Origin of the sequence: Rhizobium sp. NPDC090279 (assembly GCF_044769665.1) — a bacterium.
Lineage (GTDB): Bacteria > Pseudomonadota > Alphaproteobacteria > Rhizobiales > Rhizobiaceae > Rhizobium.
This window is the reverse complement of sequence record NZ_JBIVYI010000009.1, coordinates 351,668-367,837: the sequence shown is the minus strand read 5'-3', so window position 1 is coordinate 367,837 and position 16,170 is coordinate 351,668. Positions and strand designations below refer to the sequence as shown.

Below are 16,170 nucleotides of genomic sequence, written 5' to 3'. Positions count from 1 at the left end.
TTTAGCGGCCGCCCACAGCTGTTGCTACGGGTCCGGCCTTATCCACAAGGCGCGTGTTGACGAAGTTCTGGACGGCGGCATCCATCGTGCGCCAATCCCCAAGCTGATTGCTGGAGAAGCGGTAGAGAACGCTCAAATCTCTGCCGATCTTGACGTCCCTCTGACAGTCGCCGCTGGTCGCCAGCGCCGGCGAAGAGGGAAGGAGGCAGCGCACGACATATTCGGTCTCTCCGGACCGTGGCGCCGTCAGGAGGATCTCGCCGTTATAGCCTGCATCCGCGCGCAGTCGATGCGCGGTCAGGCCGAAGGGGCCGGCATAGGCAGCCCCGTCCATCAGCTGCGAATAGATCGGCTCGAGCCGGCCGGACATGTCGCGGGACATCGTGCTCTGGCTGATCTGCAGGAAGAGAAGCGAGGACGATTGCGAGATATCGTCAAAGCGCATCCGATCGGCTTCGCTGTAACCCTGCATCTGCGGCCAGGTCAGATAGAGATCGACGCGCTCGGCCGTGCCGTCCGCACGCTCGCTCGGAAAGCGAATGGTGTTTGCGGCCAGACGCATCGTGTCGTCGCCGATCGTGACGGAGATGGGCTTGGTATCAGTCGTGTGGCCCGCCAGCGAAATCTTCTCGCCAAGCCAATGACCACCGACGGATATGGCGACGGTAAGGGCAGCCAGAAAGGCAACACCGGCTGTGAGCCGATAGACAAAGCCGCCCGATATCAGCGGCCTTTCTTCGATCATTGCGGCGGGTGAGAGGGGAGAAGCCATGTTCTTGCCTTCATTTCCTTCCGTTCGGCCGCCATCGTCGATGGCAGAACCTCGTGGCGCCCGATTTTTTTGAGTCTCGTTGGAAATGATGATTGGCGCCACGATAGTTAACCGACGGTTAAATATACGTCGCAAGCCATGCTAACGGCACACTTAATTCCCGAGAAATTTTCAGCACTTGCCTTGAGGGCCGCACTACAACCAAAAAGAGCCGTTCCCAGGGACAGTGGGAACGGCTCGGAGGCACCGGCCTGGACAGAAATCAGGGGACGAGACCGGGCCTCTGACCTTGATCATCGACGCTAGATCGCCGACGATCCTGTGTGAAGAACGCTTACTTCAGGCTGCCGACCGCAACGGCGCGACCGTCCTGGATCTTGACCCAGCGGGCCGGATCGGCGGCGGACTGACGCTTGAGGAAGGTATATTCGGTCTCGGACCAGAGCTTCACCTTGTTGCGCATGTTATCGAGGATGAAATCGCCGCGGTCCGTGCGGACCGTCAGCACGGCATGGCCTTCGCCGTTCGGCTGCAGCACGACGGTCATGAGCAGATCGGAGGGCGAAAAGCCGGCATCGATCAGCTGCTTGCGCTTCAAGAGCGCGAAATCCTCGCAGTCGCCGGCAGTGGTCGGGATCGCCCACTTTTCCTCGACGCCGTAGAGTTCCATATCGGTCATCGGCTTGATCGTCGTGTTGACCGTATAGTTGATCTTCAGAATAGTCTTCCAGCTGTCTTGATTGAGGATGACCGGGCCGGCGTCGCCGCCGGCAAAGGCGCATTCCCGCGGGTTTTCCTTGCAGAACTCATAGTGACCGATCGGAGGGGCGGCGTCGCCGGTGATCGTCATGGTGGCGGGCGCGGCCTGAGCCAGGCCGAAGAAGCCGAGAGTAGAAAGTGCGAGGGCGGCGCAGCCGCGAAGTACGAATTGAAAGTTCATGTCCCTGTCCCTGTTTTTATTGGGATCAGAATGACACGCATGATTTTATCTGACGCAAAATTACATAGTCAAATTAATGGCTTAGTTGATTCAAATCTGGATCAAACTTTCATAAAACACGCAGAAAACTTGATTCAAGTTCGCGGCAAATTTGATTAAATTTTGAGTGAGTTCGGTATCGGATGCCGGCAGACAAAATCCCGGATCGCGCTGGCTTGAAAGGATTTCTCGAAATCGATGTCTTAACGCCGGAGTGCCGTTTTCGGCGGAAGGCGTATCATGCTGGAACATGGCAGATGCGCAGACGCCGTGTCGAGGCGACGAAAATGGCTGTTTCCACCCGGATCTGTCCCATTTTGGGAAAGCCGGCTCAAAAATATTTTCGATTTTATCGCTTGATATCGCGGCGAAGCCCGTCGGTTGCGCGGATGATCGCAGCGGCCATTTCCGCAACCGCGGGCGAGTGGGCCGCATTGGCAACGATCACCAGTTCCGCCTCCGGCCATGCCTGCGATAGTTCCCAGGCGGTCACGAGCGGTGCCTCAAGATCCATACGGCCCTGTATCATCGTGCAGGGGATACCGGCGAGCCGATGGATATCGCGCAGGATCTGCCGTTCCTCAAGCCATGCCAGATGGTGGAAGTAATGGGCGATGATCCGGGCGCGTGCCGTCAGATAGCGCGGGTCTGACCAGCGCGGCGACAGCGTCTCGCGCGGATCGACCAGGATCGAGGCGGCCTCCCATTGGTGCCAATCCGTGGCGGCCTTCACATGGATTGCCGGATCGGGATCGCGCAGAAGGTGATAATAGGCGGCGACCAGATTACTACTGCGATCCACCTCTGGCACTGCGGCCCGAAAGTGCGCCCATTCCTCCGGAAAGAAGCGGCCGAGGCCCTGATAGAGCCAGTCGATCTCCGATTGTCGCGTCATGGTAACACCGACGAGGAGCAAACCTTCGACCTGCCGCGGATGGGTCTCGGCATAGGCGAGCGCAAGCGTGCAGCCCCAGGAATTGCCGAAGACGATCCAGCGTTCCACGCCGAGGCGCAACCGCAATCGCTCGATATCGGCAATCGTGTGCCATGTCGTGTTGGCTGCGAGATCGACCACCGGTTCCGATGCATGCGGAAGACTGCCGCCGCAGCCGCGCTGGTCGAACTGAATCAGCCGGTAGTATTGCGGGTCGAAATAGCGCCGCGTTCCAGCGGAGCTGCCCGATCCCGGACCGCCATGCAGGATGAGGACGGGCACGCCCCGCGGATTACCGGATTGCATCCAGTAAATCCGCTGGCCGTCGCCGACCTCAAGCAGGCCCTCGTCAAAGGGAGTTATGTCCGGGTAGAGCATGTTGCCGTCACGCATCAATGAGAAGGACAGGCGTCGCTATTTCGCGGCGCGGCGTGACAGGAGGATGACAGGATCAGAGAAATTCGCGCAAGGTCTCGCGCGACTGCAGCGAAAGGAATTCGATTGCCACGCCTTCCATGAAATGGCGCACGACACGGCCGCGCATATTGCCAAGGCGCACCGGCGTTCCGAGCGTTGGGCGCGCATCGATGTCGACCGCCGCGCCCGACAGCGACAAGTCCATGATACGGCAGACATATTGCGTGCCATCCTCGAGAGTGAGCTCGCAGCGGGTATTGCGCGGCGTCAGACGATCATGGCGGCGATCTTCCGGCAGGCCGAGCTCATGCTTGTTGGCAAGCCAGGTCAATTGCGCGGCAAGCTTTTCGCGCTTTCGCTCCGTCGCGTTGATCGACATTGTGAAGCCGCGGCCGTCGACGGCAACGACATTGCCCTCGACGCGGCCAAGGTGATCGATATAGGCGATGACACGTTCGCCGGCGCGGGGACGTCCCAAGCAGGTGACATAAAGGTCACCGGGGGACATCTCGGTCACGAGGCACTCGAATTCTTCGTAACTGGCCAGCATTAGGCGGCCCTGCATGTTGATCGGAACCCGCTGAAAGGTCCGCTGATCGGTGCGAGCGGCGTTGCCTGCCGTTTGATTGGGCCGCGTCGCATGGGCCGGCTGGAATGAGTGCATGGAAACGTCTCGAACCCTATTGCGTCTACTCCAACTATTAGCCGCAACTCCTTAAAGTAAGGTTGTCTTCCCTGAGGCATAGCTCAGAGATGATCGCTGATCTTGTTTCGAGCTGGATCAATTCCGGCCCTGTCTCGCCCATTTCTTGCTTGAATCAACTTTCGACGCATCCATTCGCCAAGGCTAATGCTTCCCGGAAGCGGCAGAAGATCCGTCGGATCGGGATGAGGCGGCGTCTCCACGAGCCGGGTAGGGCGCTCACGTAGCAGGCGGCTGCGGTCCAGCGCCAGAAATTCCAGACGTTCATTGCCGAGCCATGTCGTGTGAACGGCAGGCGTCAGGCAGCCGAGCAGCCTGTCGCAAGCGGCGCTGGAGGTGCGAACCGGCAGCAATATCATCTCGAAGGTCAAGCTGCGGCCGCTGATGCAATAGCCCGTCGCATGGATCGATGCCGGAACCACATGCGTCATCACGCCGGCGGCGATGCGAGCCGGATCGTCCTGCTGGCTACCGGCCCAAAGCGCCCCGAAATTCTCGCCGCGGATCTCGCGCCCCATGAGGTTGCAGATCGCCGTGCCGGCCAGCCGGAAGCGCGGATTGTCGTCCGGTGTGTTTTCCAGGATGAACAACTCGGGAAGAATGCTACCGATGGCCGATGGCTGTATCAAATTGCGCAGGGGCGCATCCGCGTTGCCGCGTATGTGCTCCCAATAGGTAAATATATCTATGCTCGTCTTCTGGCGCATAGTGCGTCCGTGTCCCATTTCATTTCAAGTGTGGAGGCATTCATTGCCTTCGGCTCCTACATAGCGAATTCCATGCCAGAACCGGGACGTTAGGGTTAATGAAGGGTTTCGGTTGCCCTGCGGAGTGGCGGATGTAAGTATTCGTTCATCACTTCACGAAGTGACCTTCAGCACGAATTTCCGGGTGCCGGGCCGGCCATCGAGGTCAAGTCCGGAGAGGAGCGCCCGGCATGCCGCCCGATACGACGGGCGGCTTTTTTTTTGAATTTCGCTGCGCTATGTGTCGATGACTCCGATCGATAAGCCGAGCAACACATGGATGATGAACAACTGCCGCGCCCAGAGCCGGAAAATCCGCAGCCGCAGCAGCGCGTCCCGGCCTTTAACCTGCCTCCCGCCATTCTGGCGAGCCTTGCCGTTCTGATCGTCGTTTTCGCGGTCATGAACCTGCCGTCGTGGTCGGACGATACGCTGAACTGGATCTATTTCACTTTCAGCTTCATTCCGGCCCGTTATGCCTTTCCCTTGTCGCAGCAGGGATTGGAATGGCTTTGGACGCCTGTCACTTACTCGCTGCTGCACGGCGGGATCGAGCATATCGTCTTCAACGGCCTTTGGCTGATGGTCTTTGCTGCGCCCGTGGCGCGACGCATCGGCGCCCTGCGCTATGTGATTTTCTGGATTTTCTCGTCAGCCGCCTCCGCCTTCATGCACGCGGCGCTCTATTGGGGAGATCAGACGCTGCTGATCGGCGCGTCCGGGGTGGTCTCGGCGCTGATGGGCGCGGCATGCCGCTTTGCCTTCCCGGCCATGGACGGTCGCAGGATCGCCATGCGGGAGGCGCATCTCAACCCGCGCCTCAGCATTTTGGGATCGCTTCGAAGCCGCACCGTCGTCGCCTACATCGTCATGTGGGTTGCCGGCAACGCGCTCGTTGCTTTTGGCATCAACCTTGCCGGCGACAGCTCGCAACCGGTGGCGTGGGATGCCCATATCGGCGGTTTCCTGTTCGGATTCCTGCTTTTTGCGCCCTTCGACCGGCAGCCGCCTGTGGAGGCCCAGGAAGCTTTACCACTGGATGAATGAGCTGTTGCTTTCTCGCTGACACGGGCGCACCATTGCTATCCGTCGGTCGCGGGATGAGGAGATCGACCAACCGACGGACAAGGCGCCGGTTTGAGCTCCGGGGGTAGTTTCGGAACATATCGGACGCTTCAAGTGTTCATCATGCTTTCGAGATGGGAGGATCGAATGTCAGTTTCCGTAAAGGCCATACTTGAAGCCAAGGGCCGCGACGTCATCACGACGGGCGGCAACACGACCGTTGGCGAGGCCGCGAAGATTCTCAACGAGAATCGGATCGGCGCCATCGTGGTCGTCGGACCGGGCGGCAAGATTTCCGGCATCTTCACCGAGCGGGATGTCGTGAATGCGGTTGCCAAGCATGGCCAAGAATGCCTTGAAAAGCCGATCGCGTCGCTGATGACGGCCAAGGTGCATCGCTGCAAGGAGGATACGACGACCGACGAATTGATGGAGCTAATGACGATGCGCCGCTTCCGTCACGTTCCCGTCGAGGAGAAGGGTAAGCTTTCCGGCATCATCTCCATCGGCGATGTCGTCAAATGGCGCATCCGCGAGATCGAACTCGAGGCCGAGCAGATCAAGGCCTATATCGCCGGGTGAAGGCTAGGAGCGGTTCGGCGCGGCCGAAGCAATCGACCCATCGGGTCGATTGCAGCGACGAATGCTCTAAGTTCGAGGCGAAGGCCTGGATTTCAGGACATCGACGGAGCCTCTCCCGTTCTCGGCGGAGAGGCTCAAACTGACCTGCCAGTTTTCGGATTCACGCCTTAACGCGCGTAAGCTTCCTGCATGCGCCGGATTTCGGTCAATCTCGCCGATGCTTCCTCATAGCCGCGCTCTATCGCTTCACCGGCACGATGAAATTCCGAAAGGCCGATATCGCTCAGGCGCGGATGAAGCGCCAAATCTGGCGGGTCGCCGGCAAGGCGGGCGCGGGCAATTCTATCCTGTATGATGTTGAAAGCCTGAACCATGACGCCGGTCATGCCGAGCTTCATGGCGGCCGGCGCTTCTTCTCGCCGCAGCAGATCGCCATTCGGCGGACCGACATTGTGTTTGATCACAGCGGAGCGGCCATAGAGATCGTAGTGCAGGTTTACCGCAACCACCAACGGCTGCTCGTATGTGCGGCAGACAGAAACCGGCACGGGATTGACCAGCGCGCCATCGACGAGGGTCCGGCCGTTGGAGCGCACCGGCTCGAAAATGCCGGGCAGGGCATAGGACGCCCGTAGCGCTGTGATGAGGGAGCCGTTGGCAATCCAGACTTCGTGTCCCGTATTCAGTTCCGACGCGACAGCAACGAAGGGACGGTCGAGGTCTTCGATCGAAAATCCTTCCAGATGTTCCTGCATGCGCTTGGTGAGCCGCATACCGCCGAACAGCCCGCTGCCGCCGATGGTGAGATCGAGAAGACTGGCGATGCGGCGCATGGTCAGCGAACGGGCAAAGGCCTCGAGTTCGTCGAGCTTGCCGGCAAGATAGCAACCACCAACCAGGGCGCCGATCGACGTGCCGGCAATCATGCCGACAGCGATGCCAGCTTCGTCGAGCGCGCGCAAGACGCCGATATGCGCCCAGCCGCGTGCGGCACCGCCGCCGAGCGCCAGGGCAATCTTCACTTTTTTGGGTGGGGCAGGAGGCAGAAGCGGAGTGGACGTATCCTGCGAAAGGCTTGAACCGGTCGAGCTCTGTGCGCCGATGTGACGATTCAATCCCCAATTCAGCATTTAACGCCTCCTCCGAGGCTCCGTGTGCCTCGGCTAAAATACTGTCCCTTTTTCGTTTCCAAATCGTATACTGGTTGTGGCTTGTTGAAACACCATCACCGATAGTTCTAGTGTTTGTAGACGTCTTCCGGATTGAAATGCAGGTGATCGTCGACCACGCTCAGCACCGGCTTGCCATCTTCAAGCTCGACCGTACGATAGAAGCAAGAACGGCGGCCAGTATGACATGTCGCGTCGTGTCCGGCGACCTGGACTTTCAGCCAGATTGCATCCTGATCACAATCCGTGCGGATTTCCTTCACCGACTGCAGGTTTCCGGAGGTCTCGCCCTTCTTCCAGATTTTTCCGCGAGAACGGCTGAAATAATGTGCCGTGCCGGTCTTGATCGTCAGGGCGAGCGCCTCGGCGTTCATATGCGCGACCATCAGCAGCTCGCCATCATGCGCGTCGGTCACGATCGCGGTGATCAGGCCGCGATCGTCGAAGCGGGGCGTAAAATCCCCGGCATCCTCGAGCTCTGATTTGTCTTCGGACGGCGCATTGAAAATCAGGTTCATCTCCGGCTCTTTCGTTGAAGCCCGGTCAGCGGCCCCGGACCAAAGACATGAAACGGGCCTGCTCGGCCGGATCGGCCTTGAAGGCACCCGTGAAAGTCATCGTCAGCGTCGAGGAGCCTTGCTTCTGCACGCCGCGCATGGACATGCACATATGCTCTGCGTCTATCATGACGGCAACACCGCGCGGGCGCAGGGTCTTGTCGATTGCGTTGGCAATCTGCGCCGTCATGGCTTCTTGCGTCTGCAGGCGGCGACCGAAGATATCGACGACGCGGGCGACCTTGGAAAGACCGAGAACGCGGCCATTCGGCAGATAGGCGACATGCGCCTTGCCGATGATCGGCACCATGTGGTGTTCGCAGTGCGAGAAAAACGGAATATCGCGCACGAGGACGACGTCATCGTAGCCAGACACTTCTTCGAAGGTGCGTCCGAGTACATCCTCGGGGTTCAAGTCGTAGCCGCTGAAAAGCTCACGATAGGCCTTTGCGACGCGCGCAGGCGTATCAAGCAGGCCTTCGCGCTGCGGATCGTCGCCTGCCCAGCGAAGCAGAACGCGAACGGCGTCCTCGGCCTCCTTCTGTGAAGGACGTTCGGATTCAACGGCTTGCGGAAAATTCTTTACAATGGCGTCCATTACCTGTGGTTCTCCTGATCCGCTATGCGGATATCATCTTGTCGGACTCGCCACTGGCATTCCCCGAGGTACGGAGAGTGTGTACCTTTGGCGGGCTCCGGGGCGTTCTGGCTGGCGGACAAGCCTGCCGTCCTGCACGGTTTCCCATCAAACTTACAGAAGACCATTGCATTTCGATGGTCTTCGAACGACATACATATAGTATGGCATTGTCCCTGTGAAAGTGTCCTAAACGGACACGCTGTGTTTTTTGTTACGAAACACTGAACGGGTGCATCGGAGCAAAATCTGTGATGGACGACATCTACAACAGCAAAATTCTGGAGTTTGCCGGTAATATCGGCCGTATCGGCAGTCTTCCCGACGCCGATGCCAGTGCCCAGGCCCATTCCAGACTATGCGGTTCTCGCGTAAAAATCTGGCTGAAAATGGACGGCGATGTCGTGACCGATTTTGCCCAAGACGTCAAGGCCTGCGCGCTCGGCCAGGCATCGTCCTCGATCATGGCGCTCCACGTGGTCGGCGCTTCGGCGGATGAACTGCGCAAAGCCCGCGAAGACATGCTCGATATGCTCAAGGCTGACGGCGAGGGGCCGGATGGCCGCTTCGAGGACATGCGCTACCTGAAGCCCGTCAAGGACTACAAAGCCCGCCATGCCTCGACCATGCTGACATTCGATGCCGTGGTGGATGCGATCGGGCAGATCGAGGCAGCGCGCCAGGGCTCGAACGCCAAAATGGCAGCAACTGTCTGAACGGGCTGTGGACCATGTGCCAATTCTGTCTGATGCAGGACGACGATGAAGACGAGGGTGGCGCGGCTCCTCCAAAGCAAGCGCGACACCATATATCACCGCCAGGAGACAGGGCCGTAAAGTCGCGCAACTATTCCGGCCCTTTCCGCAAGACGCCGGACCGGCTTTTCGGCATGGGTCTCATTCGCCTCTATCAACTGACGCTTTCAGGCTTCATCGGCAATTCCTGCCGCCATATCCCGACGTGCTCGGAATATGGCTATGAGGCTGTTGCCCGCCACGGGCTTTGGGCCGGCGGCTGGATGACGCTGTTTCGCGTCGCACGCTGCGGCCCGGGAGGGACGAGCGGGCTCGATCCTGTGCCCGGCGAATTGGAGCGCCGCTATCATTGGTGGACGCCCTGGCGCTATTTCCGCCTTGGGCAGAAGACGGCCTGACCCGCATGGCTCTCTATGTGGCGCTGCTCTACAGCATCGGGCTCGGCCCAGGCCGCAGGGTGGTCATGGGCGATCTCAAGGCGATGGCGGAGAGTTTAGGCTTTCGCAATCCGCGCACACTGGTCGCAACCGGCAATCTCGTTTTCGAAGCGAAGGCCCAGCCGATCGCATCGATCGAGACACAGCTCGAAGCTGGCTTTGCCGCGGCTTTCGGCAAGCATGTCGATATCATCGCCCGCGATGCCGAGACATGGTTGCGGCTTGCGGAGGGCAATCCCTTCATCGACGGGATCGGCAGTGAAGTCATCGTTCGGGTGATGCGGCAGCCTCTTGGTCCCGAAGTCCTGGATACGCTTGCGAAGTACCGCCAGGCTGAACGCATGGCCGTTGTCGACGGCGATCTCTGGATCGATTTCGGCCTCAAGGCCAGCGAGACGAAAATGCTGCCGGCCTTGACGACAAGGCGGCTTGGCGTCGGAACGATGCGGAATTGGAACACGGTGCGCCGTTTGGCCGAGATGGTCGGCCGCTAACGCCGCTTTTTCTTTACTGGCTTATGAAATCCGGCTATCAGGCGCACGGACCAACTTGGTCCATATCTATCGAAACCACCCGCATTCGTTGGCGGGACTGGATAAGGAGAATATTGATGTCCCAAACCGTTTCCCTGACATTTCCCGATGATTCCGTGCGCAGTTTCGCTGCCGGCACGACCGGTCGCGATGTCGCTGAATCCATTTCCAAGTCGCTGGCCAAGAAGGCCGTCGCCATTGCCATTGACGGCACCGTGCGCGATCTTTCCGATCCGGTAAGCGACGGCAAGATCGAGATCATTACCCGTTCCGACGACCGGGCGCTGGAGTTGATCCGTCACGACACCGCGCACGTTCTCGCCGAAGCCGTACAGGAGCTTTGGCCGGGAACGCAGGTGACGATCGGCCCGGTCATCGAAAACGGCTTCTATTACGACTTTGCCAAGAACGAGCCGTTCACGCCCGACGACCTGCCTGTGATCGAGAAGCGGATGCGCGAGATCATTCAGCGCAACAAGCCGTTCACCAAGGAAGTCTGGTCGCGCGAGAAGGCCAGGGAAGTCTTCGCCGCCAAGGGCGAGCGCTATAAGGTCGAGCTGGTCGATGCGATCCCGGAAGGTCAGGATCTGAAGATCTACCATCAGGGTGACTGGTTCGACCTCTGCCGCGGTCCGCACATGGCCTCGACCGGCCAGATCGGCAATGCCTTCAAGCTCATGAAGGTTGCCGGCGCGTACTGGCGTGGCGACAGCAACAATCCGATGCTGACCCGCATCTACGGCACGGCTTTCGCCGAACAGGCGGATCTGGACAACTACCTGCATATCCTTGCAGAAGCCGAAAAGCGCGACCATCGCCGTCTCGGCCGCGAAATGGACCTGTTCCATTTCCAGGAAGAAGGCCCAGGCGTCGTCTTCTGGCACGGCAAGGGCTGGCGGATGTTCCAGACGCTGGTGTCCTATATGCGCCGGCGACTGCAGGGCGACTATCAGGAGGTCAATGCACCGCAGGTGCTCGACAAGTCGCTCTGGGAGACGTCCGGTCACTGGGGCTGGTATCGGGACAACATGTTCAAGGTCACCGTCGCCGGCGACGACACGGATGACGATCGCGTCTTTGCGCTGAAGCCCATGAACTGCCCGGGCCATATCCAGATCTTCAAGCATGGCTTGAAGTCTTACCGCGAACTGCCGATCCGACTTGCGGAATTTGGCGCCGTGCATCGCTACGAGCCTTCGGGCGCGCTGCATGGTCTGATGCGCGTGCGCGGCTTCACGCAGGACGACGCTCATATCTTCTGCACCGACGAGCAGATGGCCGCCGAGTGCCTGAAGATCAACGATCTCATCCTGTCGGTCTATGAAGACTTCGGCTTCAAGGAGATCGTCGTCAAGCTCTCAACCCGCCCGGACAAGCGCGTCGGTTCCGACGCGCTTTGGGATCGCGCCGAAAGCGTGATGATGGACGTGCTGAAGACCATCGAGGCGCAGTCCGAAGGCCGCATCAAGACCGGCATCCTGCCGGGCGAGGGCGCGTTCTACGGACCGAAGTTCGAATATACGCTGAAGGATGCCATCGGCCGTGAATGGCAGTGCGGCACGACGCAGGTCGACTTCAACCTGCCGGAACGCTTCGGTGCCTTCTACATCGACCAGCACTCGGAAAAGACGCAGCCGGTCATGATCCATCGCGCCATCTGCGGCTCGATGGAGCGTTTCCTCGGTATCCTGATCGAGAACTTCGCCGGCCACATGCCGCTCTGGGTCTCGCCGCTGCAGGTCGTCGTGGCGACGATCACTTCCGAAGCCGATTCCTATGGCGAAGAGGTTGCGGAAGCGCTGCGCGATGCCGGTCTCGATGTCGAGACTGACTTCCGCAACGAGAAGATCAACTACAAGATCCGCGAGCATTCGGTAACGAAGGTTCCGGTGATTATCGTCTGCGGCAAGAAGGAAGCGGAAGAGCGTTCGGTCAATATCCGCCGCCTCGGCAGCCAATCACAGACGGCCATGTCGCTCGATGAGGCGATCGCATCGCTTGCCCTCGAAGCAACGCCGCCGGACGTTCTGCGCAAGCGCGAAGCACGGCGCGCCAAGGCCGCTTGACGGCAACTCTATCTGACGGCACCTTCAGGGTGCCGTCAGAGAACTGACATACAGCTTTCATATAGTTGATGAATCAACGCGTTGCTGTGGCTGCAACATGTGACGCAACTAAACCATAGGAGCGGGGCAGCCCCGTCGCGCACTTGGAATTCAAAGAATTATCCTACGCCAATGAGCGGGATACGCGGATCAAGCGCTGGCTCATTCGCTCCATCGAAGGCCTTTCCGGTCGAGACCGCTACGCGCGGCTCTACGATATCTGGCGCACCGATATCGTCGGCAAGAGCGAGCGGGTTTTCGGCAAGATGCTCGATCTCATCGACGTGCGCCTGCTCACCAAGGGCGAGTGGCCGCCGAGCCAGATCCCCGAAGCGCCGATCGTCATCGTCGCCAATCATCCCTACGGCATCGGCGATGGGATCGCGGTGCTGGCGCTTGCCGAGCAACTGGGACGTCCCTTCAAGGTCCTCATCAACAACGAATTGTTGAAAGTGCCTGAGATGCTCGACTATTCGCTGCCGGTTTCCTTCGAGGAAACCAAGGAAGCGATGGCGATCAACATGAAGACCCGGCATGAGGCCGTTCGACTGCTCAAGGAAGGCACGACCATCATCGTCTTCCCCGCCGGCGGCGTCGCGACCGCGAAGAAAGGTTTTGGCCGGGCGGAGGATCTGCCCTGGAAAATATTCCCAGCCAAGCTCATCCAGGCCGCGCGCGCGAGTGTCATTCCCATCTATTTCGAAGGGCAGAACGGCCGGCTGTTCCATCTGGCGAGCCGCATATCGATGACCTTGCGCATTTCGCTGCTGATCCGTGAATTTCGGCGTCTCTCCGGCAGCACCATCACCGCACATATCGGCGCTCTCAGAAGCTGGGAGGCCCTCAGCGAGGGCAGCGACCGCAAGGATCTGCTGACGAAGCTCTATGGCGCGGTCTTTTCCATGGCGCCGCCGAGAAAGATGCTGCGGCGAAGGGCTGGGTAAGCCGGAAGGCGTCTGGTCGGCATCACCAATCGGTGACGCCCCGTGCAGCGGTTTTGCGATAACGGCATGTAAACCGGCGCTCACGACGAGCGCCGGAAAGTGCGGTCAGACCTGATTCCAGCCGCCGTCGACGCAGAGTTCGCTGCCCGTCAGGTAGGACGAGTCATCAGAGGCGAGAAACAGAACGGCTTTTGCGATCTCGTCGACGGTTCCGCTGCGGTGCATCGGAATTTGCGCGTGCACCTGGGTCTTCGTCTGCTCGATCATCTCCTCGCTCACTCCCGATTTGCGCGCTTGATCTGTCGCGATGTAGCCAGGCGCCATGGCGTTCACCCGTATGCCCTTGTCAATGAGTTCGGCGGTGAGCGAGCGCGCCAGCGAGCGAATGGCCGCTTTCCCCGCCGAATAGACGCTGACATATGGAAGGCCTTTTGCACTCAGTGTGGAGGTGTTCAAGATTATCGAACCGCCGGAAGCCATGAGCGGCAGGAGCTTCTGCACCGTAAAGTAGGTTCCCTTGAACGTGCATGCGATCGTGAAATCAAATTCTTCCTCGGACATGTATTCAAACATGTTCGGTCGCGCAGCACCCGCATTAGCAAAGATGATATCGATGCGGCCGTGCTTTCGCTCGACAAATTCGCGAAGCGCGTCGATGTCCGTCATTTTCGAGATATCGCTGCGGATCGCTTCGGTGCCGTTTCCGATGCTTTGTGCCGCAGCATCGAGCGTTGCCTGATCACGGCCGGTGATGACAACCCTTGCGCCTTCGCGTGTGAACAGCTTGGCTGTCGCAAGGCCCATTCCATCGCTGCCGCCGGTGATGATAGCGACCTTGCCGTCCAACTTACCCATATTCGTCTCCAATTCGTTTCTGAACGCCCTGTCGTGAACCGCACTATTGTTGAAGCGGCGGGGCCAGAAGTTATATATGAAGCATCATTCAGGTTTTGGATTCGCTTATGGGAAACGACCTCCGACCGCCGCTAACCCCCCGGAAATCCCCGCGTCAAGGCCGGTCCATCGCAACCGTGGACGCCATTTTCGAGGCAACCATTCAGGTTTTATCGAGCGATGGTCTGCTCCGTCTGAACACCACCCGCATCGCGCGCCGTGCAGGCGTTTCGGTCGGGACGCTGTATCAGTATTTCCCGAACAAGCAGGCTTTACTCTTCGCGGTGATGGACCAGCACCTCGCGATGCTGGCCGACACCATTGAGAAAACGTGTGACGGGAACCTGGGCGCCACGGTGGAGACGCTCGCCGCGGCCGTGGTGAAGGCCTATCTTCAGGCGAAGATGGCGCAAGCAGAAATCTCTCCCGCGCTCTACCGCATCGCCTCGGAACTCGACGCCCGGGAGTTGATCGACTCGACAGTCCGGCGAAGTACAAGGGCAATCGAGACAGCCTTGTCCGGTGCCAGTGACGGCCGCTTCGTCGATACGAATTTGATCGCCCAAACTCTGACCGCAGCGCTTTACGGAACGGTTCCAGCCTTCTGCCATAAGGTTTTGAGCCCTGCCGATGGAACCGAGGCTGAAAGGCAGCTCACAATCATGTTTCGCTCTTACCTCGTCGCGCAACAGCGCGGTATCGCCGAAATCAGATAGGCCTTCTTGTCATTGCTCCACCGGACCGCGCAGCCTCGTTGGCACTCGACTATGATGTGGGTCGAGGTCCTAAACCACCCGGCGACGGTCAATCCATGCTATCGCCGTCATCGCCACCGGCAGCAGGCGCCAACTGTTCATAGGTCGGCAGCGGCTGTTGATTGGTCGTCGCCGACGGTGTCTGGCTCTGGCGCATGGGCGGCATCTGGATCGGAAGCTGGCGGGCGGGCTGTTCGGTATCGGCATCCTGCGGTTGCTGTTCCTTCATCAGCACTTCCACGTCAGTATTCGTGCCGGCGGCGACGGTGAAGTCGCGCTGATAGATCTTGTCCTTGTTGCGGGCAACGGCGGTATAGCGGCCTTCGGCAAGCACCATGGTCGGAAAGGCGCTGACGCTTTCTCCGACGATATCGCCCGCGGATGTCAGGATCGACCAGGCAGTATCGGCGATCGCCTCGCCGCCGGCATCCGATACCAGCTTGAACGTGATCTTGGCCGCCCTGTGCTGGATGGTCGCCTCTGTTACCTTGCCTGCCTCCACCTGGATATCGGCGCGGATGACGGCATTGACCTCGCCGTATTCGGAAACGACGTGATAGGTGCCGGCGCTGAGGCCGACCAGCGTATTCGGCTTGACATCATCCATGACGAGACCGCGTTCGCCGTCCTCCTTGGCTTCGCTCGAATAGATCGAGAAGCTCAGCTCATTCGGCGGGATGCGGACATCAGGCCCGGACACCGCGTTCAAAACCATGCCGCCGGCATCGAGAACCATAGTCTGCTTCTGGGTAGCGCCGCTTTCCGGCACGCTCAGCCGCTTGGTGACGCCAGCACGGCCGAAGGAGACGTTGACGAAGTAATCGCCTGGCAGAAGGTGGAAGGAGGCCGAGCCTCCGCGCGAACTGGCAACCAGCGGCAGCTTGCCGTCGGCGCCTGCTATCGGACTGAAGACATACCAGGCCAGGCCCTGCTGCTGCGGGCCGCTCTGAGGCGTCAGCTTGGCTTCGAGGGAAACGTCGCGCAATGTCCGGGCCGCCGAATTCTCACCATTCGGCGCCACGAAGGCGTTGAGCTTCGGCATCTTGACGCTGCCGTCCAGCTGTTTGAATTCCTTGAAGGCATCCTGCGCCGAGACAGCGGTAGTCATGCTTACAAGCATCGCGAAAACCGCGCTCAATCGGCGAGCGGATGAAATGCCTGACATGGATACCCAACCGATTGACTT

The 16,170-nt window shown here is 59.6% G+C and carries 18 protein-coding genes; 8 read left to right on the top strand and 10 right to left on the bottom strand.

Going from position 1 to position 16,170, the window contains the following annotated elements:
* Position 1: 1 nt before the first annotated feature.
* The 5 genes from ACIQWP_RS23790 to ACIQWP_RS23770 all read right to left on the bottom strand — a co-directional run bounded on the left by ACIQWP_RS23790 (position 2) and on the right by ACIQWP_RS23770 (position 4,512).
* Entirely contained in the window at positions 2 to 772 is a 771-nt protein-coding gene (locus ACIQWP_RS23790) for a hypothetical protein (RefSeq protein ID WP_402792917.1), read from the bottom strand.
* A 334-nt stretch (positions 773 to 1,106) separates the two neighbouring features.
* Positions 1,107 to 1,712, bottom strand: coding sequence for a transglutaminase-like cysteine peptidase (locus tag ACIQWP_RS23785; RefSeq protein WP_402792915.1), 606 nt, complete (start codon positions 1,710 to 1,712; stop codon positions 1,107 to 1,109).
* 388 nt (positions 1,713 to 2,100) lie between these two features.
* Positions 2,101 to 3,063 carry a prolyl aminopeptidase gene (pip, locus tag ACIQWP_RS23780; protein ID WP_402792913.1) on the bottom strand — a complete coding sequence of 321 codons (963 nt, stop codon included), beginning with the start codon at positions 3,061 to 3,063 and terminating at the stop codon, positions 2,101 to 2,103.
* A 73-nt stretch (positions 3,064 to 3,136) separates the two neighbouring features.
* A complete protein-coding gene (locus tag ACIQWP_RS23775) occupies positions 3,137 to 3,766 on the bottom strand; it encodes a PilZ domain-containing protein (RefSeq protein ID WP_402792911.1) in 630 nt (209 codons plus the stop codon).
* A gap of 83 nt (positions 3,767 to 3,849) precedes the next feature.
* Positions 3,850 to 4,512, bottom strand: coding sequence for a PAS domain-containing protein (locus ACIQWP_RS23770; protein WP_402792909.1), 663 nt, complete (start codon positions 4,510 to 4,512; stop codon positions 3,850 to 3,852).
* 315 nt (positions 4,513 to 4,827) lie between these two features.
* Here ACIQWP_RS23770 and ACIQWP_RS23765 point away from each other — a divergent pair, with 315 nt between their 5' ends.
* Both ACIQWP_RS23765 and ACIQWP_RS23760 read left to right on the top strand, forming a co-directional pair.
* Complete coding sequence (locus ACIQWP_RS23765) at positions 4,828 to 5,598, top strand: rhomboid family intramembrane serine protease (protein WP_402792907.1); 771 nt, start codon at positions 4,828 to 4,830, stop codon at positions 5,596 to 5,598.
* 165 nt (positions 5,599 to 5,763) lie between these two features.
* Positions 5,764 to 6,198 carry a CBS domain-containing protein gene (locus ACIQWP_RS23760; RefSeq protein WP_402792905.1) on the top strand — a complete coding sequence of 145 codons (435 nt, stop codon included), beginning with the start codon at positions 5,764 to 5,766 and terminating at the stop codon, positions 6,196 to 6,198.
* A 167-nt stretch (positions 6,199 to 6,365) separates the two neighbouring features.
* Here the strand turns inward: ACIQWP_RS23760 and ACIQWP_RS23755 are convergent, their stop codons facing one another.
* The 3 genes from ACIQWP_RS23755 to folE form a co-directional block, all read right to left on the bottom strand.
* The gene (locus ACIQWP_RS23755) at positions 6,366 to 7,328 is read right to left on the bottom strand and encodes a patatin-like phospholipase family protein (protein ID WP_402792903.1); all 963 of its coding nucleotides are present in this window, start codon (positions 7,326 to 7,328) and stop codon (positions 6,366 to 6,368) included.
* Positions 7,329 to 7,435: 107 nt separating this feature from the next.
* A complete protein-coding gene (hisI, locus tag ACIQWP_RS23750; protein WP_402792901.1) occupies positions 7,436 to 7,885 on the bottom strand; it encodes a phosphoribosyl-AMP cyclohydrolase in 450 nt (149 codons plus the stop codon).
* Positions 7,886 to 7,910: 25 nt separating this feature from the next.
* Entirely contained in the window at positions 7,911 to 8,522 is a 612-nt protein-coding gene (gene folE / locus ACIQWP_RS23745; protein WP_402792899.1) for a GTP cyclohydrolase I FolE, read from the bottom strand.
* A 290-nt stretch (positions 8,523 to 8,812) separates the two neighbouring features.
* Here folE and ACIQWP_RS23740 point away from each other — a divergent pair, with 290 nt between their 5' ends.
* From ACIQWP_RS23740 to ACIQWP_RS23720, 5 genes are all read left to right on the top strand, one after another.
* Positions 8,813 to 9,277 (top strand): iron-sulfur cluster assembly scaffold protein, encoded by a 465-nt coding sequence (locus ACIQWP_RS23740; RefSeq protein WP_402792897.1) that lies wholly within the window; start codon positions 8,813 to 8,815, stop codon positions 9,275 to 9,277.
* 14 nt (positions 9,278 to 9,291) lie between these two features.
* Entirely contained in the window at positions 9,292 to 9,714 is a 423-nt protein-coding gene (yidD, locus tag ACIQWP_RS23735; RefSeq protein WP_402792895.1) for a membrane protein insertion efficiency factor YidD, read from the top strand.
* A gap of 5 nt (positions 9,715 to 9,719) precedes the next feature.
* Positions 9,720 to 10,247: a DUF1697 domain-containing protein gene (locus tag ACIQWP_RS23730; protein WP_402792963.1), complete on the top strand. Its 528-nt coding sequence runs from the start codon at positions 9,720 to 9,722 to the stop codon at positions 10,245 to 10,247.
* Positions 10,248 to 10,363: 116 nt separating this feature from the next.
* Complete coding sequence (thrS, locus tag ACIQWP_RS23725; protein ID WP_402792893.1) at positions 10,364 to 12,352, top strand: threonine--tRNA ligase; 1,989 nt, start codon at positions 10,364 to 10,366, stop codon at positions 12,350 to 12,352.
* 143 nt (positions 12,353 to 12,495) lie between these two features.
* Complete coding sequence (locus ACIQWP_RS23720; protein WP_402792891.1) at positions 12,496 to 13,335, top strand: lysophospholipid acyltransferase family protein; 840 nt, start codon at positions 12,496 to 12,498, stop codon at positions 13,333 to 13,335.
* A 105-nt stretch (positions 13,336 to 13,440) separates the two neighbouring features.
* On the opposite strand, the gene ACIQWP_RS23715 is transcribed toward ACIQWP_RS23720, so the two are convergent.
* Positions 13,441 to 14,190: an SDR family oxidoreductase gene (locus ACIQWP_RS23715; protein ID WP_402792961.1), complete on the bottom strand. Its 750-nt coding sequence runs from the start codon at positions 14,188 to 14,190 to the stop codon at positions 13,441 to 13,443.
* Between the two features lie 176 nt (positions 14,191 to 14,366).
* On the opposite strand from ACIQWP_RS23715, the gene ACIQWP_RS23710 reads away from it, so the two are divergent.
* Positions 14,367 to 14,945: a TetR/AcrR family transcriptional regulator gene (locus ACIQWP_RS23710; RefSeq protein ID WP_402792889.1), complete on the top strand. Its 579-nt coding sequence runs from the start codon at positions 14,367 to 14,369 to the stop codon at positions 14,943 to 14,945.
* Positions 14,946 to 15,033: 88 nt separating this feature from the next.
* Here ACIQWP_RS23710 and ACIQWP_RS23705 read toward each other — a convergent pair whose 3' ends face one another.
* Entirely contained in the window at positions 15,034 to 16,149 is a 1,116-nt protein-coding gene (locus tag ACIQWP_RS23705) for a hypothetical protein (protein ID WP_402792887.1), read from the bottom strand.
* Positions 16,150 to 16,170 lie beyond the last annotated feature (21 nt).